The sequence below is a fragment of the Neobacillus sp. SRL179 genome (genome assembly GCF_984799095.1).
Genome location: NZ_OZ481792.1, coordinates 4,578,858 through 4,594,449 on the forward strand (window position 1 = coordinate 4,578,858; position 15,592 = coordinate 4,594,449).

General features: G+C 40.8%; 15 protein-coding genes. 1 reads left to right on the top strand and 14 read right to left on the bottom strand.

Translation table 11 applies throughout. The features are described 5' to 3' along the window. Position 1 precedes the first annotated feature (1 nt). The 11 genes from AC4E8C_RS22555 to AC4E8C_RS22605 all read right to left on the bottom strand — a co-directional run bounded on the left by AC4E8C_RS22555 (position 2) and on the right by AC4E8C_RS22605 (position 11,610). Positions 2–361, bottom strand: coding sequence for a DUF2620 domain-containing protein (locus tag AC4E8C_RS22555; RefSeq protein WP_490208865.1), 360 nt, complete (start codon positions 359–361; stop codon positions 2–4). Position 362: 1 nt separating this feature from the next. After that, entirely contained in the window at positions 363–740 is a 378-nt protein-coding gene (locus AC4E8C_RS22560; protein WP_490208866.1) for a PRD domain-containing protein, read from the bottom strand. Positions 741–785: 45 nt separating this feature from the next. Next, complete coding sequence (locus AC4E8C_RS22565) at positions 786–1,856, bottom strand: hypothetical protein (RefSeq protein ID WP_490208867.1); 1,071 nt, start codon at positions 1,854–1,856, stop codon at positions 786–788. Positions 1,857–1,992: 136 nt separating this feature from the next. Beyond that, positions 1,993–3,144 carry a YhfX family PLP-dependent enzyme gene (locus AC4E8C_RS22570; protein ID WP_490208868.1) on the bottom strand — a complete coding sequence of 384 codons (1,152 nt, stop codon included), beginning with the start codon at positions 3,142–3,144 and terminating at the stop codon, positions 1,993–1,995. Positions 3,145–3,160: 16 nt separating this feature from the next. Continuing rightward, entirely contained in the window at positions 3,161–4,369 is a 1,209-nt protein-coding gene (locus AC4E8C_RS22575; RefSeq protein ID WP_490208869.1) for a phosphopentomutase, read from the bottom strand. 1 nt (position 4,370) lies between these two features. Then, entirely contained in the window at positions 4,371–5,480 is a 1,110-nt protein-coding gene (locus tag AC4E8C_RS22580; RefSeq protein ID WP_490208870.1) for an aminotransferase class V-fold PLP-dependent enzyme, read from the bottom strand. Between the two features lie 10 nt (positions 5,481–5,490). Then, positions 5,491–6,366: a phosphotriesterase family protein gene (locus AC4E8C_RS22585; protein ID WP_490208871.1), complete on the bottom strand. Its 876-nt coding sequence runs from the start codon at positions 6,364–6,366 to the stop codon at positions 5,491–5,493. A gap of 46 nt (positions 6,367–6,412) precedes the next feature. Continuing rightward, positions 6,413–7,339 (bottom strand): GntR family transcriptional regulator YhfZ, encoded by a 927-nt coding sequence (gene yhfZ / locus AC4E8C_RS22590; protein WP_490208872.1) that lies wholly within the window; start codon positions 7,337–7,339, stop codon positions 6,413–6,415. Positions 7,340–9,248: 1,909 nt separating this feature from the next. Further along, positions 9,249–9,728 (bottom strand): CBO0543 family protein, encoded by a 480-nt coding sequence (locus AC4E8C_RS22595; RefSeq protein ID WP_490208873.1) that lies wholly within the window; start codon positions 9,726–9,728, stop codon positions 9,249–9,251. Continuing rightward, positions 9,718–10,182 carry a CBO0543 family protein gene (locus tag AC4E8C_RS22600; protein WP_490212630.1) on the bottom strand — a complete coding sequence of 155 codons (465 nt, stop codon included), beginning with the start codon at positions 10,180–10,182 and terminating at the stop codon, positions 9,718–9,720. The genes AC4E8C_RS22595 and AC4E8C_RS22600 overlap by 11 nt, the downstream gene beginning before the upstream one ends. 600 nt (positions 10,183–10,782) lie before the next feature. Beyond that, positions 10,783–11,610: a MerR family transcriptional regulator gene (locus AC4E8C_RS22605; RefSeq protein WP_490208874.1), complete on the bottom strand. Its 828-nt coding sequence runs from the start codon at positions 11,608–11,610 to the stop codon at positions 10,783–10,785. Positions 11,611–11,723: 113 nt separating this feature from the next. Between AC4E8C_RS22605 and norA the strand changes: the two genes are divergently transcribed. Then, entirely contained in the window at positions 11,724–12,917 is a 1,194-nt protein-coding gene (gene norA / locus AC4E8C_RS22610) for a multidrug efflux MFS transporter NorA (protein WP_490208875.1), read from the top strand. A 118-nt stretch (positions 12,918–13,035) separates the two neighbouring features. Here norA and AC4E8C_RS22615 read toward each other — a convergent pair whose 3' ends face one another. From AC4E8C_RS22615 to AC4E8C_RS22625, 3 genes are all read right to left on the bottom strand, one after another. Continuing rightward, positions 13,036–13,713, bottom strand: a complete 678-nt coding sequence (locus AC4E8C_RS22615) for a copper homeostasis protein CutC (RefSeq protein WP_490208876.1) — start codon at positions 13,711–13,713, stop codon at positions 13,036–13,038. A 21-nt stretch (positions 13,714–13,734) separates the two neighbouring features. After that, positions 13,735–14,367 carry an HAD family hydrolase gene (locus tag AC4E8C_RS22620; protein ID WP_490208877.1) on the bottom strand — a complete coding sequence of 211 codons (633 nt, stop codon included), beginning with the start codon at positions 14,365–14,367 and terminating at the stop codon, positions 13,735–13,737. A gap of 99 nt (positions 14,368–14,466) precedes the next feature. Continuing rightward, positions 14,467–15,582: a DgaE family pyridoxal phosphate-dependent ammonia lyase gene (locus AC4E8C_RS22625; protein WP_490208878.1), complete on the bottom strand. Its 1,116-nt coding sequence runs from the start codon at positions 15,580–15,582 to the stop codon at positions 14,467–14,469. Positions 15,583–15,592 lie beyond the last annotated feature (10 nt).

Genomic DNA, 15,592 nt, shown 5'->3' on the forward strand with positions numbered 1-15,592 from the left:
TTTATGAATTAGCTTTTATTGCCTTTAGAATCATTGGTACTGCGGCTTCAGCATGGTCTCCAGTAAAGCCGAATGCCTTCTTTCCATTTTTAACTGCCTCAATGACTTTTTCTTCATTTGGTTTTTTACCAGGCATGGATACGGTTTCACACTTATCCCTGCCGATGAGTGCGATGGCCATTGCCAAGGCACCGCCGCCGCCTGTGTGACAAGCGCCAAAGTAATAATCTGCCTGACCTGTCTTCATCACCATAGCTGCTTCTAAATCTGATTTCACGACAGTTTCAATAGAAGGATCGATTTGCTTAATTAAATTTTCAATTTGCTTTTTTTCTACCTGTCCCCCAACAACGATTTTCATCTTAAGCTCCCCCTTGAACATTGATATTGAAAACATTTGAATAATGTAAGTACAAAAAGTTTTTTTCTTCCTGTGGCAGTGCTTGATTCCAATTTTCTTCTATCCAACTCACTTGTGACTCAGCAATTGAAAAATAAGGAGAATTGGTAATGTCAGCAATAATCTCATCTGCTGGACCCTCTAAGGTTTCTCCCTTACTAATTCGGGTTAAGGCCATTGGCAAATGCGTGAATAACATTTCTGCCTGTTCAATCTCTGTCTTTTCTAATACCTTAAGCAACTCTTTAAAGGCCAATAGAGAAACATCTGAAGATTTTTCCGTAATGACTTCTTGTTCTAGAAGAATCGTCAGCCTCTCTTGATATTCTTGTAAATTCATAAACTATCTCTCCTGTATAAAAAATAGAATCCTAGCTGCATTTGGTTAATAAAAATCGAGTCCAGAAAAATGGGATTCCTCTATAAAATATCGCTTCCAAACTTCTGGCATTTGAATAGATTTCTCTACTCTTTCAGCCAGTTCAAGTGCGTACGCTGTAGATGTAATCCCCTTTTTCGCTATAATGACTAATCCGCTGGCGATGGTTTCAATGGGAACAGTGATCGCAGTAGTCTGACACATATTCGCAGCCCTTACTAAAGACTTTCCATGATTTTTAGTGAGTTCCAAACCTGTTTTACCGAGAAATTGAGGAATCGTTTCTCCATAGCCATAAACATCAATGGGTCCTTCACAGGTAACGATTAAATCAACATCGTTCCTTTTAAAGGCTTCTGTAATAACATTGATACCTCTCTTGCGATCCTCGATTCCCTCCATATCCACTTCCTCGATACTATAATGAGATTCTACTATTCTAGAAAGATACGTCATTACTTTTTGGTGCATATCAACCCCATCAGGACATACAACTGAATTTTTCTTAGGAATGAGAATCTTTATCCGCTTACTTCTGGCTGCTGTGAGGTTTTCATTCGTCAGGCATTCCATGACCGTCTTCAATGTATGGACATTTTTGCTGATAGCACCAATACTTCCTGTAAATTCAAGCCCTTCAGTAGAACTCTTCTTATCTTTTACGAATAGACCCAGGCCAGCACCAATCATAGAAGGCAATTGACAGCTTAAGGCTGGCGCTAATACAGAACCTCCACCGTCTGTTCCAATCGCAAAATCATTTATTCCTTTTAGTATATTGATAGGTCCGCCGCTTGTAGAACCTGTCATGACCCGATAGGTTACAGGGTTCATTAAATCCGTGTCAATGGCACGTCCTCGATTCGAAGCTTTATCAATAGTAAGCCAAGCAAAGCGAGGATCGAAGCGAAGCTTTTCCACTAGCTCTGTTGGAATCTGGCTCGTATCCTTTACACCAAAATACTTCACATCATTATTTTTACCGCTCATCTCTTTATCAATTGCAGGGTTTGTTTTCACAACGGTCCTGCCCAATTCTCTTTTTGCAAGATTCAGTTTGTCGTGTAAGTCAGACATATCGCCACACTCACATCCTAAAGTATAGAATTTACTATACAGAATATTGTATATTGTATATCATAGCGCTTTCATTTCCAAAATTCAATCAATTCTTTAAATAGAATGCTTTTTAAGCTCTTCTTAACAACTCCCCCTAACAGATGAAATGGCCCGTTGAGTCAAAAACACCTAAGAGTTTAGGGCTGGCAGCCAGATTTTCCACTATGGCAACTTGTGCATTTGTAACAAAAATTTGAGTCCGGAATGCATAAATAACGGTATCCCCTACATGAACCTTAGTGGTATCTAGCGTTCCATAATAATCTATATTGGTTGGATCATTTTCGATGATGGGCATTTTTTTCAGGTCATCCTTGCTGGTTCCAACCAATGCCCCCTCCATCCGGGAACGCGGATAAAATCCACCGCCAAATACATAGGCTTTGTCTTCATAACAGTGTGAAACCTCAGAAACATAAATCATCGCCGGTTTTTCGGGTAAGTCCTTTACAGCATGCAATGGTGTCGTTCCCGTTAAAGCATGACCTGGCTCCCCTTGTGTTGCCCCGTGTTTCTTTAATAATGGCAGTGTTTCCACCGAAGTAGCGCTGGGCATATTCATTTCTAAATTTTTGTAGCCTTTATCTTCAAGAAAGGACTTCACTTTATGCATGGAAGCTGCATTTGGAGTTATTTTTGCGTCACTTCCTTCAATTAACACACAAGGGAAACTTGTTAGCCCTGCGATCTGAATTCCCGTCAGCCGCTCCAAATCCTCTATTTGTTGATGTACTTGTTCTACTGTGAAGCCTCCCTCTTGACCGTTATAAATATAATCATCTTTAGTGGCGATTCGTAAAAATACCTTCTGTTTTTTATTCATTTTTTTGGCCGCTTCACTAATGTTTTTAGCGTTTTCATAACTAAACACGGTTACATAGTCAGGATTTAATTCCAATATTTGAGCGATCATTCTTTTCGGAATTTGAACAAGATGACCCACATGACCTATTTTTATCCCATTTTTGCTCAACCATAAAGCCTCCCAAGGATCAACCGCAACGGCCTTTTCAATTCCTGACTCGACAATGGCTTTAGATACTAATGGATTTCTCCCAAATTGTTTGGTCATAAAAAACAATTCAATATCCTGTTTTCTGGATTCTGATGATAAGATAGAACTATTTTTTCGGATGGTATCTAAATCAATGACATAAGTGTTCGGTGTGATGGAGCCATTTTGATGAAGCTCTAAGGCGAAATGGATTAATTCTGGGTTGTACTTTTGGGTTACATCTAAAAACATCTCTCTCACTCCTTTCTTATTGCTGCATTAACGGGAGAAAAGAAGTTCCATTCTCAATATTGGTCAATCCTAGATAATCAGCAGCTGTGGCTGCAATATCAGACAAAGTATTTCTTTCGCCAAGATGAACGGGTGTTAACCGCTTTTGATAGGCTAATAGATAGGTTTTTTCTCTTGTATGTTGATTATGACCGATCGTTGGGTCATTGCCATGATCAGCACTCATAATGAGGAGATCATCTTCCTGCATCATTTCAAGTAACCTTGGTAAATAGGACTCTACTACCCCAATCCGATTGGCGTATCGAATGGGATCCTGTGCATGCCCAGCCAAATCTGTTTCTTGCACGGTTGCCGCAATTATCCCATTTTGAACATGATCCATTTCTCTTAATAGGTTCTGCATAACCTGATCCGTATCGACTCCTGGAAATTTATTTGCACCTTCACAATAAATGACATCCTGCATTTTTCCAACAAGGGAAACTTCTAGTCCTGCTTTGATCGCTAATGTAGGTAACTGATGTTCCGGAGAAATCCCGTACCCTAAATGCCGGACTTGATATCCTTGTTTATAGACGTTCGATTTAGGAGAATTCACTCCCACCAAGCCATCTTCTCTTCTCTCAACGGAATTCTGCAGATGTTCCGGGGTCACATTTTCTCCGCCAAGAGCAATGACTCGATTTACCCTCACATGATTTCGAACGCACTGACCAATCTGTAGCACTTCATCAAACGAAATATAGTCGAGAGGAGCGCTTACATTATAGATTTGTCCATAATCTGTTTCAATGTTATCGGCAACAATGACATAGTCATTGACTAATAGATAGGGTAATTGCAAATTGGGAATCACAACCTTATAGCCTTCTTTTTCGAGAGCTGATTTGACTTCCTCCATATTTTCACTAAATGGAGCTAAATAAGCCTTCTTTGGTTTAGTCCCCATAATTTCATTATGCCCTTCAAAGCTGTCAGCGCCTTGGTGCATTAAATGACAAACTCCAAAGCTAGCAATATTACTCGTATCATTTAGCTTTGGATGCTGCAAAATTTTATTTATGCCAAGCCTTTCAAAGGTAGGTATTTTTAGTGAAGGCACTTGATCTAGTATATGTGAAAAGGTATTTGCTCCCACGTCCTGTGGGTGATAATCCTTCGCATCATCCATATATCCAACACCTAAACTATCTAATATTAAAATGATGGCTCTTCTTCCCATTTTACTGCCTTCTTTCTGTTGCCTGCTGTATAGATGTTTTTAGTATTCTAATAATCGTATCGGGACCGCTTCTTAAAGGATTAATACGAATCATTTTCTTGGCCAGGCTTGGGTCGGCTTCTAAAAAGGTGCCTGACACCCGATAAAACATCGGCACAAATTCATATTTCGATTCTGCTCCCACTGGATGCGGTGCTGCTCCTAATTCATTTGCACACTGTAATACTTCCTCAGCAATGGGCTCAGTGAACTCTACTAAAAGGACCTTTGATTGGGCATTAGCCAGAAATGCCTTTCTCACACCTTGAACCTCTCCATTATTCAACATGCTCACGAGCTGTTCATTCACATTTGCCTGAATGGCAAGCATCACTGGCGCATAGATTAGGCCTCTTAATGCCTCGAGTGCTTCATATCCTTGTACTTGACTTCCACCTGAATAATTTAGTTTTTCAACTTTACTGATTAAATCCGCTCTTCCCAATATCACGCCAATACCTTCGGGACCAAGCAGCTTGAATAACGAGAAGGTGGCTAAGTCAGCTCCTGCCTGTGTGCCAATCCTTTCTACCTTCATGGCGGCATAATTATCATCCGTTATGATGGTTATATGAGGATTGAGGGAACGAATCATCTCTATGGTTTCTCCAAGATCATAAGAATCATCCATTTTCTGGCGCGTATGTTGAATCAGCACGCCTTTTAAATCTGGATTTTGTCCGAGCACTTCTTTAACTTCCTCATGGTTATGGAAATCAGCATACACGGGAACCGCTCCCATAAACTCTAACGATGTCTTACTTGTCGGGTAAATCGGGGCTTCATGGACAAGAATTTTATCACCAGGCCTAAGGAACGTCATAAAGCCAAATCGTAACGCACCTGTCCCCGCTCCGCGTACCAGCATCGCCTTTTCCGCTCCGAAAAACTCTGCTAAGACTCCTTCTACTTTCTTAGTGTACTGAGGCTTGTTTAATCCTTTCACTACACCTAAATCACCTAAAGATAGTATTTCATCCCCGCGAAAATGGTTGGTAATCATATCAACGAGTCTGAATTGTCTTTGCTGGGCTTCTTCTAACGAAATACTACTCAATGGATATGTTTGCATACCATTCACCTTATCCCTTCATAAAAGTGATTGGGTTCTTCACGAGCATTTTTTCAATCGATTCATCTGTCAGGCCGCTTTTCTTTAAAAGCGGGATAAAATGGTCTAACAAATAGGAGTAACCCAATCCACCTTGATACTCTAGATGTGATTTACGAGTGATATCCATCGATAAGAGAACGCGGTCGATATACCCTAAATCTTGCAGCTTTTTTAAAATATCTGCTCGAACCTGGTCCGGCATATAATTTTCTTTTCCGATGGTATCAAATTCGACATATGCCCCTTCTTTAATAATTTTCAAGATATAATCGAAGTCCCCCGTCAAGTCGACATGACCAATAATTACACGGTTCAATTCTACTCCCCTTTCTTTAAAAAAGGCTGCCTGTTCATAGCCCAATGTTCCTAACGTTGTGTGGGTGGTGATCGGTTTATTGGTTTCCATATGTGTTAACACTACGGCCTCAAACACCTTTTTCTCGGTATCCGTCCATTTGTTATAACTTGTACCGATCTCTCCTATAATTTCCGCCTTCACATCTGTTCCCTTTATTCCTTCGTTAATCTCCTTGACCATTCTCTCGGCAAGCTGCTCTTTTGTTTCACGAAAAACTTGAATCGGATAAAATTTCTCCTGATAAAAACCAGTCGCATAGATAATGTTAATGCCTGATTCTTCCGCAACTTTTTGAACAAAGGGAATATTTCTCCCCATCCCAAAGTTTGTGACATCCACAATATTACGTACGCCTTTTTCATATAGTTTTTTGTACTCTCTTACCGTTTCAGAAAATACATCCAACTGGCAATCTTCATTGCATTTCACTTCAGATAGATCAATGGTGGTATGTTCATGCATATAAGTAATGCCATTTTCTAACATGAAATTCACATTCCTTCTAGTTTAGATAGGTTACTCTAAGAAAAATTTAATAGCTTGGTAATCTTTCACCTGATTCAACACTTGCTTGGATTTCCAAGATTTTATCAATTTCTACCGAGTTCCATTTTTCTAAAAACTCTTTTTCGCGATTCCCATCAATAATAACGACAGCCTCTGAGGTATCTTTCGAAATTTCTTTTGCCGCAGAAGATTGGAAATCAATAGCTTTAAAGGTTTGGCTCATTCTTCGATCATCCATATTCCAAACAGCAGCATCAATTTTTTTAGACAAAAGCATGTCAAATAGCTGCATGTAATTGACATCAACATAGTCAATATTGGCACCTTCAAATTCAGCAAAGGTTAAATTCTTCTGATCGAGTGAATCCATATCCACACCAATTTTCATGGCATCTTTAACCCGTTCTTCTGTAGAATCTGCTAAAAACACCTTATGTGCAGAAACATAACTATTTACACCAAGATTTTTGATTATTTTTAAATTCGGGTAATCAGCTAACACCTTTTCGGCTGTCATTTTAGATACAATCGCAAAGTCACTTCGCATCGATCGGACTGTTTCAATACGATTCAATCCACCTCGCATATAGGTCAAATAAATTTTCTTCCCCGTTAATTCAAAAGCTTCCATGATACCCGTTGCTAAACCTTCGTATTTTCTTGAATACGGCAAAGGCATGGAACCAATTAACGGAGAGATCCCGGCAATTTCACTTAAGAGGTTATTATCCTTACTAATTAAGTAGGTGCCTAAATGACCCCTTGCCTCAAGTTTGATGACCTTCATTTCCTCTAGCAAACTAAGGGCACTTTGAACCGTCCCTCTTCCAAAATTCAACTTTTCACTATAATCAGATACCCGTGGAATCTTCACACCAATATCTACTTGGATTAACTCTTGTGCAATATGTTTGGCTGCCAAGCCATTTTTAGAATATAATTTTTCCCACATGAACATCTTCCTTTTAAAACAGTATACTATATTTTGTATATTGATAATTATAAACGCTTTCAATCCATCTTTCAACCTATTTATATTTCAGTTTTCTTCATATGTTAGAAAGCCTTTGGTTTACAGAGACTTCAAGAAAAAGTGCTTCAAGCGCAGTTGGTCGTGGTTAGTAGGTGAGTTTCTCTTAGGGCCTGTTAGCTTGTCCGAAGGCGTGTCAACTTCGGACATGGAAGGGCCAAAAAGCCAAGGGCGTGTCCGAAGCCGTGTCAACTTCGGACATGGAAGGACTAAAAAGCCAAGGGCGTGTCCGAAGGTGTGTCAACTTCGGACATGGAAGGGCCAAAAAGCCATGGGCGTGTCCGAAGGCGTGTCAACTTCGGACATGGAAGGACCAAATAGCCAGGGGCATGTCCGAAGGTGTGTCAACTTCGGACATGGAAGGACCAAATAGCTAGGGGCGTGTCCGAAGGCGTGTCAACTTCGGACATGGAAGGACTAAAAAGCCAAGGGCATGTCCGAACTCGTGTCAACTTCGGACATGGAAGGGCCAAAAAGCCATGGGCGTGTCCGAAGGCGTGTCAACTTCAGACATGGAAGAACCAAAAAGCCTAGGGCGTGTCCGAACTCGTGTCAACTTCGGACATGGAAGGACCAAATAGCCAGGGGCGTGTCCGAAGGTGTGTCAACTTCGGACATGGAAGGACTAAAAAGCCAAGGGCGTGTCCGAACTCGTGTCAGCTTCGGACATGGAAGGACCAAATAGCCAGGGGCATGTCCGAAGGTGTGTCAACTTCGGACATGGAAGGACCAAATAGCTAGGGGCGTGTCCGAAGGCGTGTCAACTTCGGACATGGAAGGACTAAAAAGCCAAGGGCATGTCCGAACTCGTGTCAACTTCGGACATGGAAGGGCCAAAAAGCCATGGGCGTGTCCGAAGGCGTGTCAACTTTGGACATGGAAGAGCCAAAATAGAAAGGGCGTGTCTGAAGTCATGTCAACTTCGGACATGGAAGGACCAAATAGCTAGGGGTGTGTCCGAAGTCATGTCAACTTCGGACATGGAAGGACCAAATAGCTAGGGGCGTGTCCGAAGTCGTGTCAACTTCGGACATGGAAGGACTAAAAAGCCAAGGGCGTGTCCGAACTCGTGTCAACTTCGGACATGGAAGGGCCAAAAAGCCATGGGCGTGTCCGAAGGCGTGTCAACTTCGGACATGGAAGGACCAAATAGCTAGGGGTGTGTCCGAAGGCGTGTCAACTTCGGACATGGAAGGACCAAAATAGAAAGGGTGTGTCCGAAGGCGTGTCAACTTCTGCCAAGGAAAGGTATAATAAGCATAGGCGTGTCCAAAGTTAGTTACCATTTTAAAAAGGCAGGGTGATTTGATGGCCACCTATCAACAAATTCAAGCATACATAAAGCAAAATCACGGATATTCAGTTAAAACATGCTGGATTGCTCATATGAAAGAAGTTTGCGGACTTAACCCCCGAATTTCACCCAATAGGCATTCACCAAACTCTAGGGTACATCCCTGCCCTCAATCAAAGCAAGATGACCTGAAAGAAGCTTTCCAGCATTTTGGGATGATAAAATCGTTCGGGCAACAATAAATGAAGTAGGGACAGCTTTGTACTCTCCCCAAAAGTTAAAGTGAAATCTGACTTTTGGGGATCATCTCAGAATGGAGTACCTTTCATTCATACAGCTGTCATAAGATGGCTCTTATTGGTAGGAATCACCCTGGATTTCGATCATTCTCTACAAAATCCCCAACCATTCAACACTACACAAACGTTTGATTAGAATAGCCCTTAGAAAGCACCAATCCTAGTATGATCCCTCTATTTACTTAAAAAGAGTGTCGAAAGAATAAGCAGTATGCTTCTATCCCCTATCCGAAATGATTCATGAGAACCGTCCCCATGAATCATTATAAAAAAACCAAACACAACATATGCGCACGATAAAAAATGATATAAAAATGGTGATCCAACTCATATACCATTCCCAATGTATGTAATGAATAAGCTCGGTGTGTTTTTCTAAAATCACTTCCCCGATCGTCAATACTGTACTGAAAAGGATATAATAACCTAATTGAAAAAGGGCCCTTCTCTTATTTGGATACCATACATTAAAAACGGCACACGTGACTGGAAAGATATAAAATTCATAATCAAAGCTCGTTCGATTGATTGAAGCAAATGTCCGAATAGGATATTCAATCAGTCCCCACTCGACGACCAATAGTCCAATGAGAAAAGTAATAATCTGTATGAACAAAAAGGCTACTACCGCAAGTCGAATTTTATGTTTAGGGATGAAAAAAAGAATACCTGTTGCGATTGCATACGCCGATAATAAGATCCACCATTCAATCTTCATTTGTGCCTCCAGCGGTTGAGCTTTTTTCCTTATAGAACCAGTTACAGCAGACCACGCTTATGTAAAAAAGAAATCCAATGTAAACCCACATCCCTAACCAAGTCAAGGAACCATATTCTATTAAATCTGTGTATCGTTCGAGGACGATATCATAAATCGTAATAATGGAAATCCAAACGAAAAAGTAGGCCAATCGAAACCATAGACTGCTCTTTGCTTTCCTATGTACATAAAAAATGGCAAACAAGATAGGATAAAAAAAATAATTGATTGTAACCGTGAGGTCCGTTGCTTTAGGAACTATCCGAACCGGTGCACTTAACAAACCGTATGTAAACGAAGGCATATCACACAGCCAAATGAATACTTGAAACATTAAGGCAGCTAATATTCCCTTCCGCCGATCTTGGTGTGGAATAAAAAGAATAAAACCAATAAAGCCGAACAGCCACATGGCTGCCAAAATTATATACTCCCTTAGCATCTTTTAGGAATTCCCCTCTAATTAGGTAATTTACTTTAGTTTGCCAAGAAAGCTCTTTTTTATTGTTTTCAGTTGTATTTTCTTACTCGCTCAGGAATTGGTAATAAAGTACACGGATAAATTTGGAGGAGTTTTTGAAGAGATTATGCCTTTTACTAGGGGTGGTGGAACATGAAAGGAAGAGGTTTTTTGGTTGTACGAATGGATGAGGTTAGTTAACTAATATGAAAGACCATAAAATACTTATCTAGAATATGATTTTGAATGGAGTGAATACTAAGCAAAACAGGAAAAAGGGAGACTTTTCTATGGACATGCTTAAACCAATTAATATAAGTTCAACAAATCAAAGCCGCCTATTATTCCAGTTCCCGATAAAGTGGAGTTTGTTAAAAAAGAATTTTTAAACGGCTTTGATTCGAGTATTGTTTTTACGCGGGAAGAAGTTAACACATAACCATATTGAAGTGTACATGTCGAAACTTCAAAAAGAAGATTTGCCTGCACCATCTTTGGACTTATGTATTCTGCAAAAAAATATTTGGAACTGTACGGTTTTACAAATTAACCTTATAATCGGTCGACTTGAATCATAATTTTTGTGACGTACTGTTCCTTTTGATTCATAACAACTGTGTCATAAATATACTCTTCAAAGACATAATCACCCATGGCTAAATGTAAACGTTCCATTTCTGAAAAAAGCCGCATATATGTTTTATGTAATGTTTTCTCATCCCCAACATGATATCCAATGAGAAAATCACCTTTCACAGCCTGAAAATACGGATATCCAGCCTTGGGATGCGGCTGCTCAATATATAAAAAGCTATAATTAGAGAATTCTCCCTTCAAAACGTGCTCCCGTTTCGTAATCCCGCCTATAGGATAACCTGAATCGAGATGAGATATATTCAGTTCATTAATAAAATCTGAAATAACTTCTACAAATTCTTCATCTGTTATATTCTCAATGTTTCTACTTAGATAAAGTGTTGCTTCCGGTAATGGCTTGAGCGTAATTTGCTGAAAATCAAGGAGTGCTGCCTCTTCCATTAAGGCTATTTTTGCATCAATCATTCTTTCCTTCATTTCAATCTCCAAACGTTTTTTTACAATTTCTTCTTTTTCTTGATGCATTAATGATAAAAAACCTTCAGGCGATTTATTTTGTGTATATTGTTGAATATCTTTCAGCGACATACCTAAATCCTTTAATAAATCAATAACAAAGAATAGCTCAATTTGGTGAATGGAGTAATAACGATAACCTTTTTCATTTTTCCATACGGGAGACAAAAGTCCAATTTGATCATAATAAAAGATGGTCTGTTTGTTTACCTTACAAAGCTTCGCAAATTCCCCAGTAGTTAAATACTTGCCATTTTTTTCATTCATTTTTTACAGCACCATCCTTGACTATATAGTTACTATATACACTAGGATGGGAATTGTAAATAAATGAAAAAAATACAAATTTGTAATTTGTATGGTTAAGGGGAATGGAAAAGATGAAGACTCATAAAGTCACCTTAGGATTATTATTAATGAACTTATTCATAGCTTTTTTGGGAATTGGTCTTGTCATTCCAGTCTTACCTACACTGATGAAGGAATTAGGCATTACTGGAACAACAATTGGTTATCTAACAGCAGCATTCGCCATCTCTCAATTAATTGCTTCACCATTCGCAGGGAAAGCAGCCGACCAATTCGGCAGGAAAATGATGATTGTCATGGGCTTATTTATTTTTGGCATTTCGGAATTCTTATTTGGGATTGGAAAAGGAATTGAGATGCTATTTATTTCCCGCGCCTTAGGTGGAATAAGTGCAGCATTCATCATGCCAGCTGTTACAGCTTTTATTGCTGATATTACAGATTTAGATACTCGACCAAAAGCACTCGGGTTTATGTCAGCTGCCATTAGCACAGGATTTATTATCGGTCCAGGTATTGGCGGATTCTTAGCGGAATTTGGAACACGTGTACCATTCTACTTTGCAGGGGCACTTGGTACCATTGCGGCTGTACTTTCTATAATTTTATTATCTGAGCCAAATCGCAGCGAAGATCATCATGAACAAGTTACCGATGGGAAGATTGGTTTCAAACGTATGCTGGACCCCAAATATTTCCTTGCGTTTATTTTAATTTTTATTGCCTCTTTTGGTTTAGCCGCTTTTGAATCGTTCTTTAGTCTATTTGTGGACCATAAATTTCAGTTTAAACCATCCGATATTGCCATTGTTATCACAGGTGGTGCCATTTTTGGCGCCGTCTCACAAGTCCTATTATTTGATCGGCTGACTAAAATTTGGGGTGAAATTAAACTGATTGGATATTGCTTACTATTATCAGCCATCCTTGTCTTTTTAATGACCGTTGTTCATTCCTATTTCTCTATTTTATTTGTTACATTTATTGTTTTTGTCGGATTCGATTTATTCAGACCAGCCGTTACTTCCTATCTTTCAAATATCGCCGGGAACGAACAAGGTTTTGTTGGCGGAATGAACTCTATGTTTACAAGTTTAGCGAACATTAGCGGGCCCATTCTAGGCGGGATTTTATTTGATATAGATATTAACTACCCTTACTACTTTTCGACGATGATACTATCTCTGGGAATAATTATCACCTTGTTATGGAAGAAGCAAGCAAGTGATTCTTCCAGCAAAGTAAAGACAAGTGCGGCTAACTAAATGATGGAAATCGCGAACCAACGTACTTAATCTATTTGGTTCATCAAGCAAAAAAATGGCTCAGTATTGAACTGAGCCATTTTTATGTAAAAATTAAGCCTTTCGGGTTTTTAATTCCTTATCCCTTTAAAAGCGTAATTAGCTTTTTCAGCAAGTCCTCACTGATGTGACTGAAAGGAGAACGGTCAAACCTCACAGCGGTCCCAAAGTGATATTCTGGGGCACTTGTCTCTTTCCTGATTTCTACTACATTATCGAAATTCAAGCCTCCTCCGACCATAATAAGGATATGTCCGGAGTGGTCGATCATCTTTCTAAGTACCTCTGTATTCTGACGTACGCTGCCTTTGCCGCCTGAGGTCAGAATTCGGTTAATACTCTTATAGTGGGAAAGAATGCTGACTCCCTCTGCCGGATCATCCATTTCATCGATGGCGCGATGAAAGGTAACCTCCAATCCTTCAGCCGCTTCCAACAGGGCTTGAAGGCTTCTTTCACATATTTGGTTCTTTTCATTAAGGGCTCCGATCACGACACCATTAGCGCCAAGCTCCTTGGCCATTCGAATATCCTGCCTCATGATTTCAAGCTCTTCCTCACGGTAAACAAAGGAGTGCGAATGCAGTCTAATGATCACATTCACAGGAATACGGACAGACTCAATTACCTTTTTCATGAGCCCGTAACTCGGCGTCAGCCCGCCTTCTGATAGAGCGCTGACAAGCTCGATCCTGTCTCCTCCATAGTCTTCAATCTTTTTTGCATCCTCCAGCGTTGATGCGATAATTTCAATCATGATTTCTGTCCACTCTTTCTCCTAAATTTCAATTTCAGCAAGCGAATCAACGATTTGGTCGGCTATTGATAGGTCCATTCCAATGCCCTGGTGCCTGACACCAATCCCATACATGTTGGCTTTTTTGGCTGCGACTAGGCCATTATAGGAATCTTCTATTACGATGCACTGTTCGGGAGGGAGTTCAATTTTTTGAGCGGCTTTCAAAAAGATCTCTGGATCAGGTTTTCCGTTCACGACCTCATCTCCCGATACGGTCTGCCTTAAATACTCGGTTAAGCCGCAGTTCTTCAACACCTTATCGACCGTTTCCCGCCCTGACGAGGAGGCCAACGCCATGGGAATGTTTTTAGACTTTAATTTTTCAAGCAATGGAATGACTTGGGGAAATAACAAGCTCTTATAATCCCAGACGGCTTTTGAAAAAAATCCACGTTGGACCTTGATTAATTCTTCGATGCTTAATGGAAGCTGGTAACGCTCTTTTAGAAGCTCCCACTTCTTCCACTTGGTTACGCCGATATATTCCAGTTGATGCTTTTCTTCGACTTCAATTCCCAGGTGTTTGAAAATTTCTATATTCATATCGCGGTACACTGGTTCACTATTAATAATAACTCCATCCATGTCAAAAATGACTCCACGGCCTTTCATAGGCACATTCCTCCTTAATCAAACGAATTCAGTACTACTATGTTACCACTCATGTCCACACACAACAAAAAATGAGCCAGAGCTGTATTCTCTGACTCTTTACTTTGCCGCCCTCTCAATAATTACTTTCATTCGCTCGGCAATTTCTACTTCCTGCCCTGATGCTAAATTCCGTGGATCAATATCGAGGATGCCCTCTTCCTGCCTGTGATTCCGTAACACAATCGAGGGATCTCCTTCTAATAAAGCATCCTGCAGCTCGACTGCAGAGAGATTGGCTTCTGCTTCCCTGATCACTACACGGCCCCTGTAAATCTCCCGGCCCGCCTCATCTTGAATAATCGTATACTCAATCCCCGGCAGTCCACCACCACCCAGGATATTCTCCATCACAGCCAACTTTTCCAATTGATCCTCTTTGGACATCACGCCGTTCGGGTATTCCAGTAAGGCAGCGGCTAACCCTGCCATTCCTTCTTTCCCGATTTTCATCGCGCGGGCAATTCCTTTGTACTGGGCGCGGCAGGCTTCCATGTAAAAAGAATGACCGCATATTAAACCAGAGGTCGGACCGGCTAAGGCCTTGGCACCGCTATAGATCACCATGTCCGCCCCCATGGCATAGTACTTTTTAAAATCATATTCCGCCGCCGCATCCACAATCAAAGGTACGTCATGCTGATGGGCAAGGTCGCGCATTTCCTCTAGTGAGAGCCCATTATAGCCTGCCGTAGAGTGGGACTGCACATAAAGGAGCGCTCCTGTTTGTGGAGTAAACGCTGCCTCCACCTCATCAATGGCAGCTGATTCTTTTGTGCCAATCACGACTGGCTTCCCTCCGCCAACCCTCATCATCTGGCGAATATCGGCACCAAAATTGACGATATGGCCGGCTTGGATGATCATTTCATTCTTCAAACCAGTGGAATCAGGCAGGCGTTCGACCAGCTCATGCCTGCCTTCCGTAATCACCGCTGCGGTCGCAATCGCAATTCCTGCGGCTGCCCCTACGGTTGGACAGCCATCCTCAGCTCCAGTAACCTCTGCAATTACCCGTCCAACCGCTTTCAACATCTCGTCCATATGAAAGTAGCCCTGCAGTGCCTGACGGACGGTTTCCGCTACCTCATTACTGACTCCTGAAACACCCAGCTTGGTCATCTTGCCCGATGCATTGATGACCCGTTGTAATCGTAGTTTTTTATAGATATCCATTTTGCCATCC

Excerpts from the sequence above, each read along its gene's own strand:
- AC4E8C_RS22555 (WP_490208865.1), bottom strand. The coding sequence starts at position 361 with ATGAAAATCGTTGTTGGGGGACAGGTAGAAAAAAAGCAAATTGAAAAT.
- AC4E8C_RS22560 (WP_490208866.1), bottom strand. The coding sequence starts at position 740 with ATGAATTTACAAGAATATCAAGAGAGGCTGACGATTCTTCTAGAACAA.
- AC4E8C_RS22565 (WP_490208867.1), bottom strand. The coding sequence starts at position 1,856 with ATGTCTGACTTACACGACAAACTGAATCTTGCAAAAAGAGAATTGGGC.
- AC4E8C_RS22570 (WP_490208868.1), bottom strand. The coding sequence starts at position 3,144 with ATGTTTTTAGATGTAACCCAAAAGTACAACCCAGAATTAATCCATTTC.
- AC4E8C_RS22575 (WP_490208869.1), bottom strand. The coding sequence starts at position 4,369 with ATGGGAAGAAGAGCCATCATTTTAATATTAGATAGTTTAGGTGTTGGA.
- AC4E8C_RS22580 (WP_490208870.1), bottom strand. The coding sequence starts at position 5,480 with ATGCAAACATATCCATTGAGTAGTATTTCGTTAGAAGAAGCCCAGCAA.
- AC4E8C_RS22585 (WP_490208871.1), bottom strand. The coding sequence starts at position 6,366 with ATGTTAGAAAATGGCATTACTTATATGCATGAACATACCACCATTGAT.
- yhfZ (WP_490208872.1), bottom strand. The coding sequence starts at position 7,339 with ATGTGGGAAAAATTATATTCTAAAAATGGCTTGGCAGCCAAACATATT.
- AC4E8C_RS22595 (WP_490208873.1), bottom strand. The coding sequence starts at position 9,728 with ATGAAGATTGAATGGTGGATCTTATTATCGGCGTATGCAATCGCAACA.
- AC4E8C_RS22600 (WP_490212630.1), bottom strand. The coding sequence starts at position 10,182 with ATGTGGCTGTTCGGCTTTATTGGTTTTATTCTTTTTATTCCACACCAA.
- AC4E8C_RS22605 (WP_490208874.1), bottom strand. The coding sequence starts at position 11,610 with ATGAATGAAAAAAATGGCAAGTATTTAACTACTGGGGAATTTGCGAAG.
- norA (WP_490208875.1), top strand. The coding sequence starts at position 11,724 with ATGAAGACTCATAAAGTCACCTTAGGATTATTATTAATGAACTTATTC.
- AC4E8C_RS22615 (WP_490208876.1), bottom strand. The coding sequence starts at position 13,713 with ATGATTGAAATTATCGCATCAACGCTGGAGGATGCAAAAAAGATTGAA.
- AC4E8C_RS22620 (WP_490208877.1), bottom strand. The coding sequence starts at position 14,367 with ATGAAAGGCCGTGGAGTCATTTTTGACATGGATGGAGTTATTATTAAT.
- AC4E8C_RS22625 (WP_490208878.1), bottom strand. The coding sequence starts at position 15,582 with ATGGATATCTATAAAAAACTACGATTACAACGGGTCATCAATGCATCG.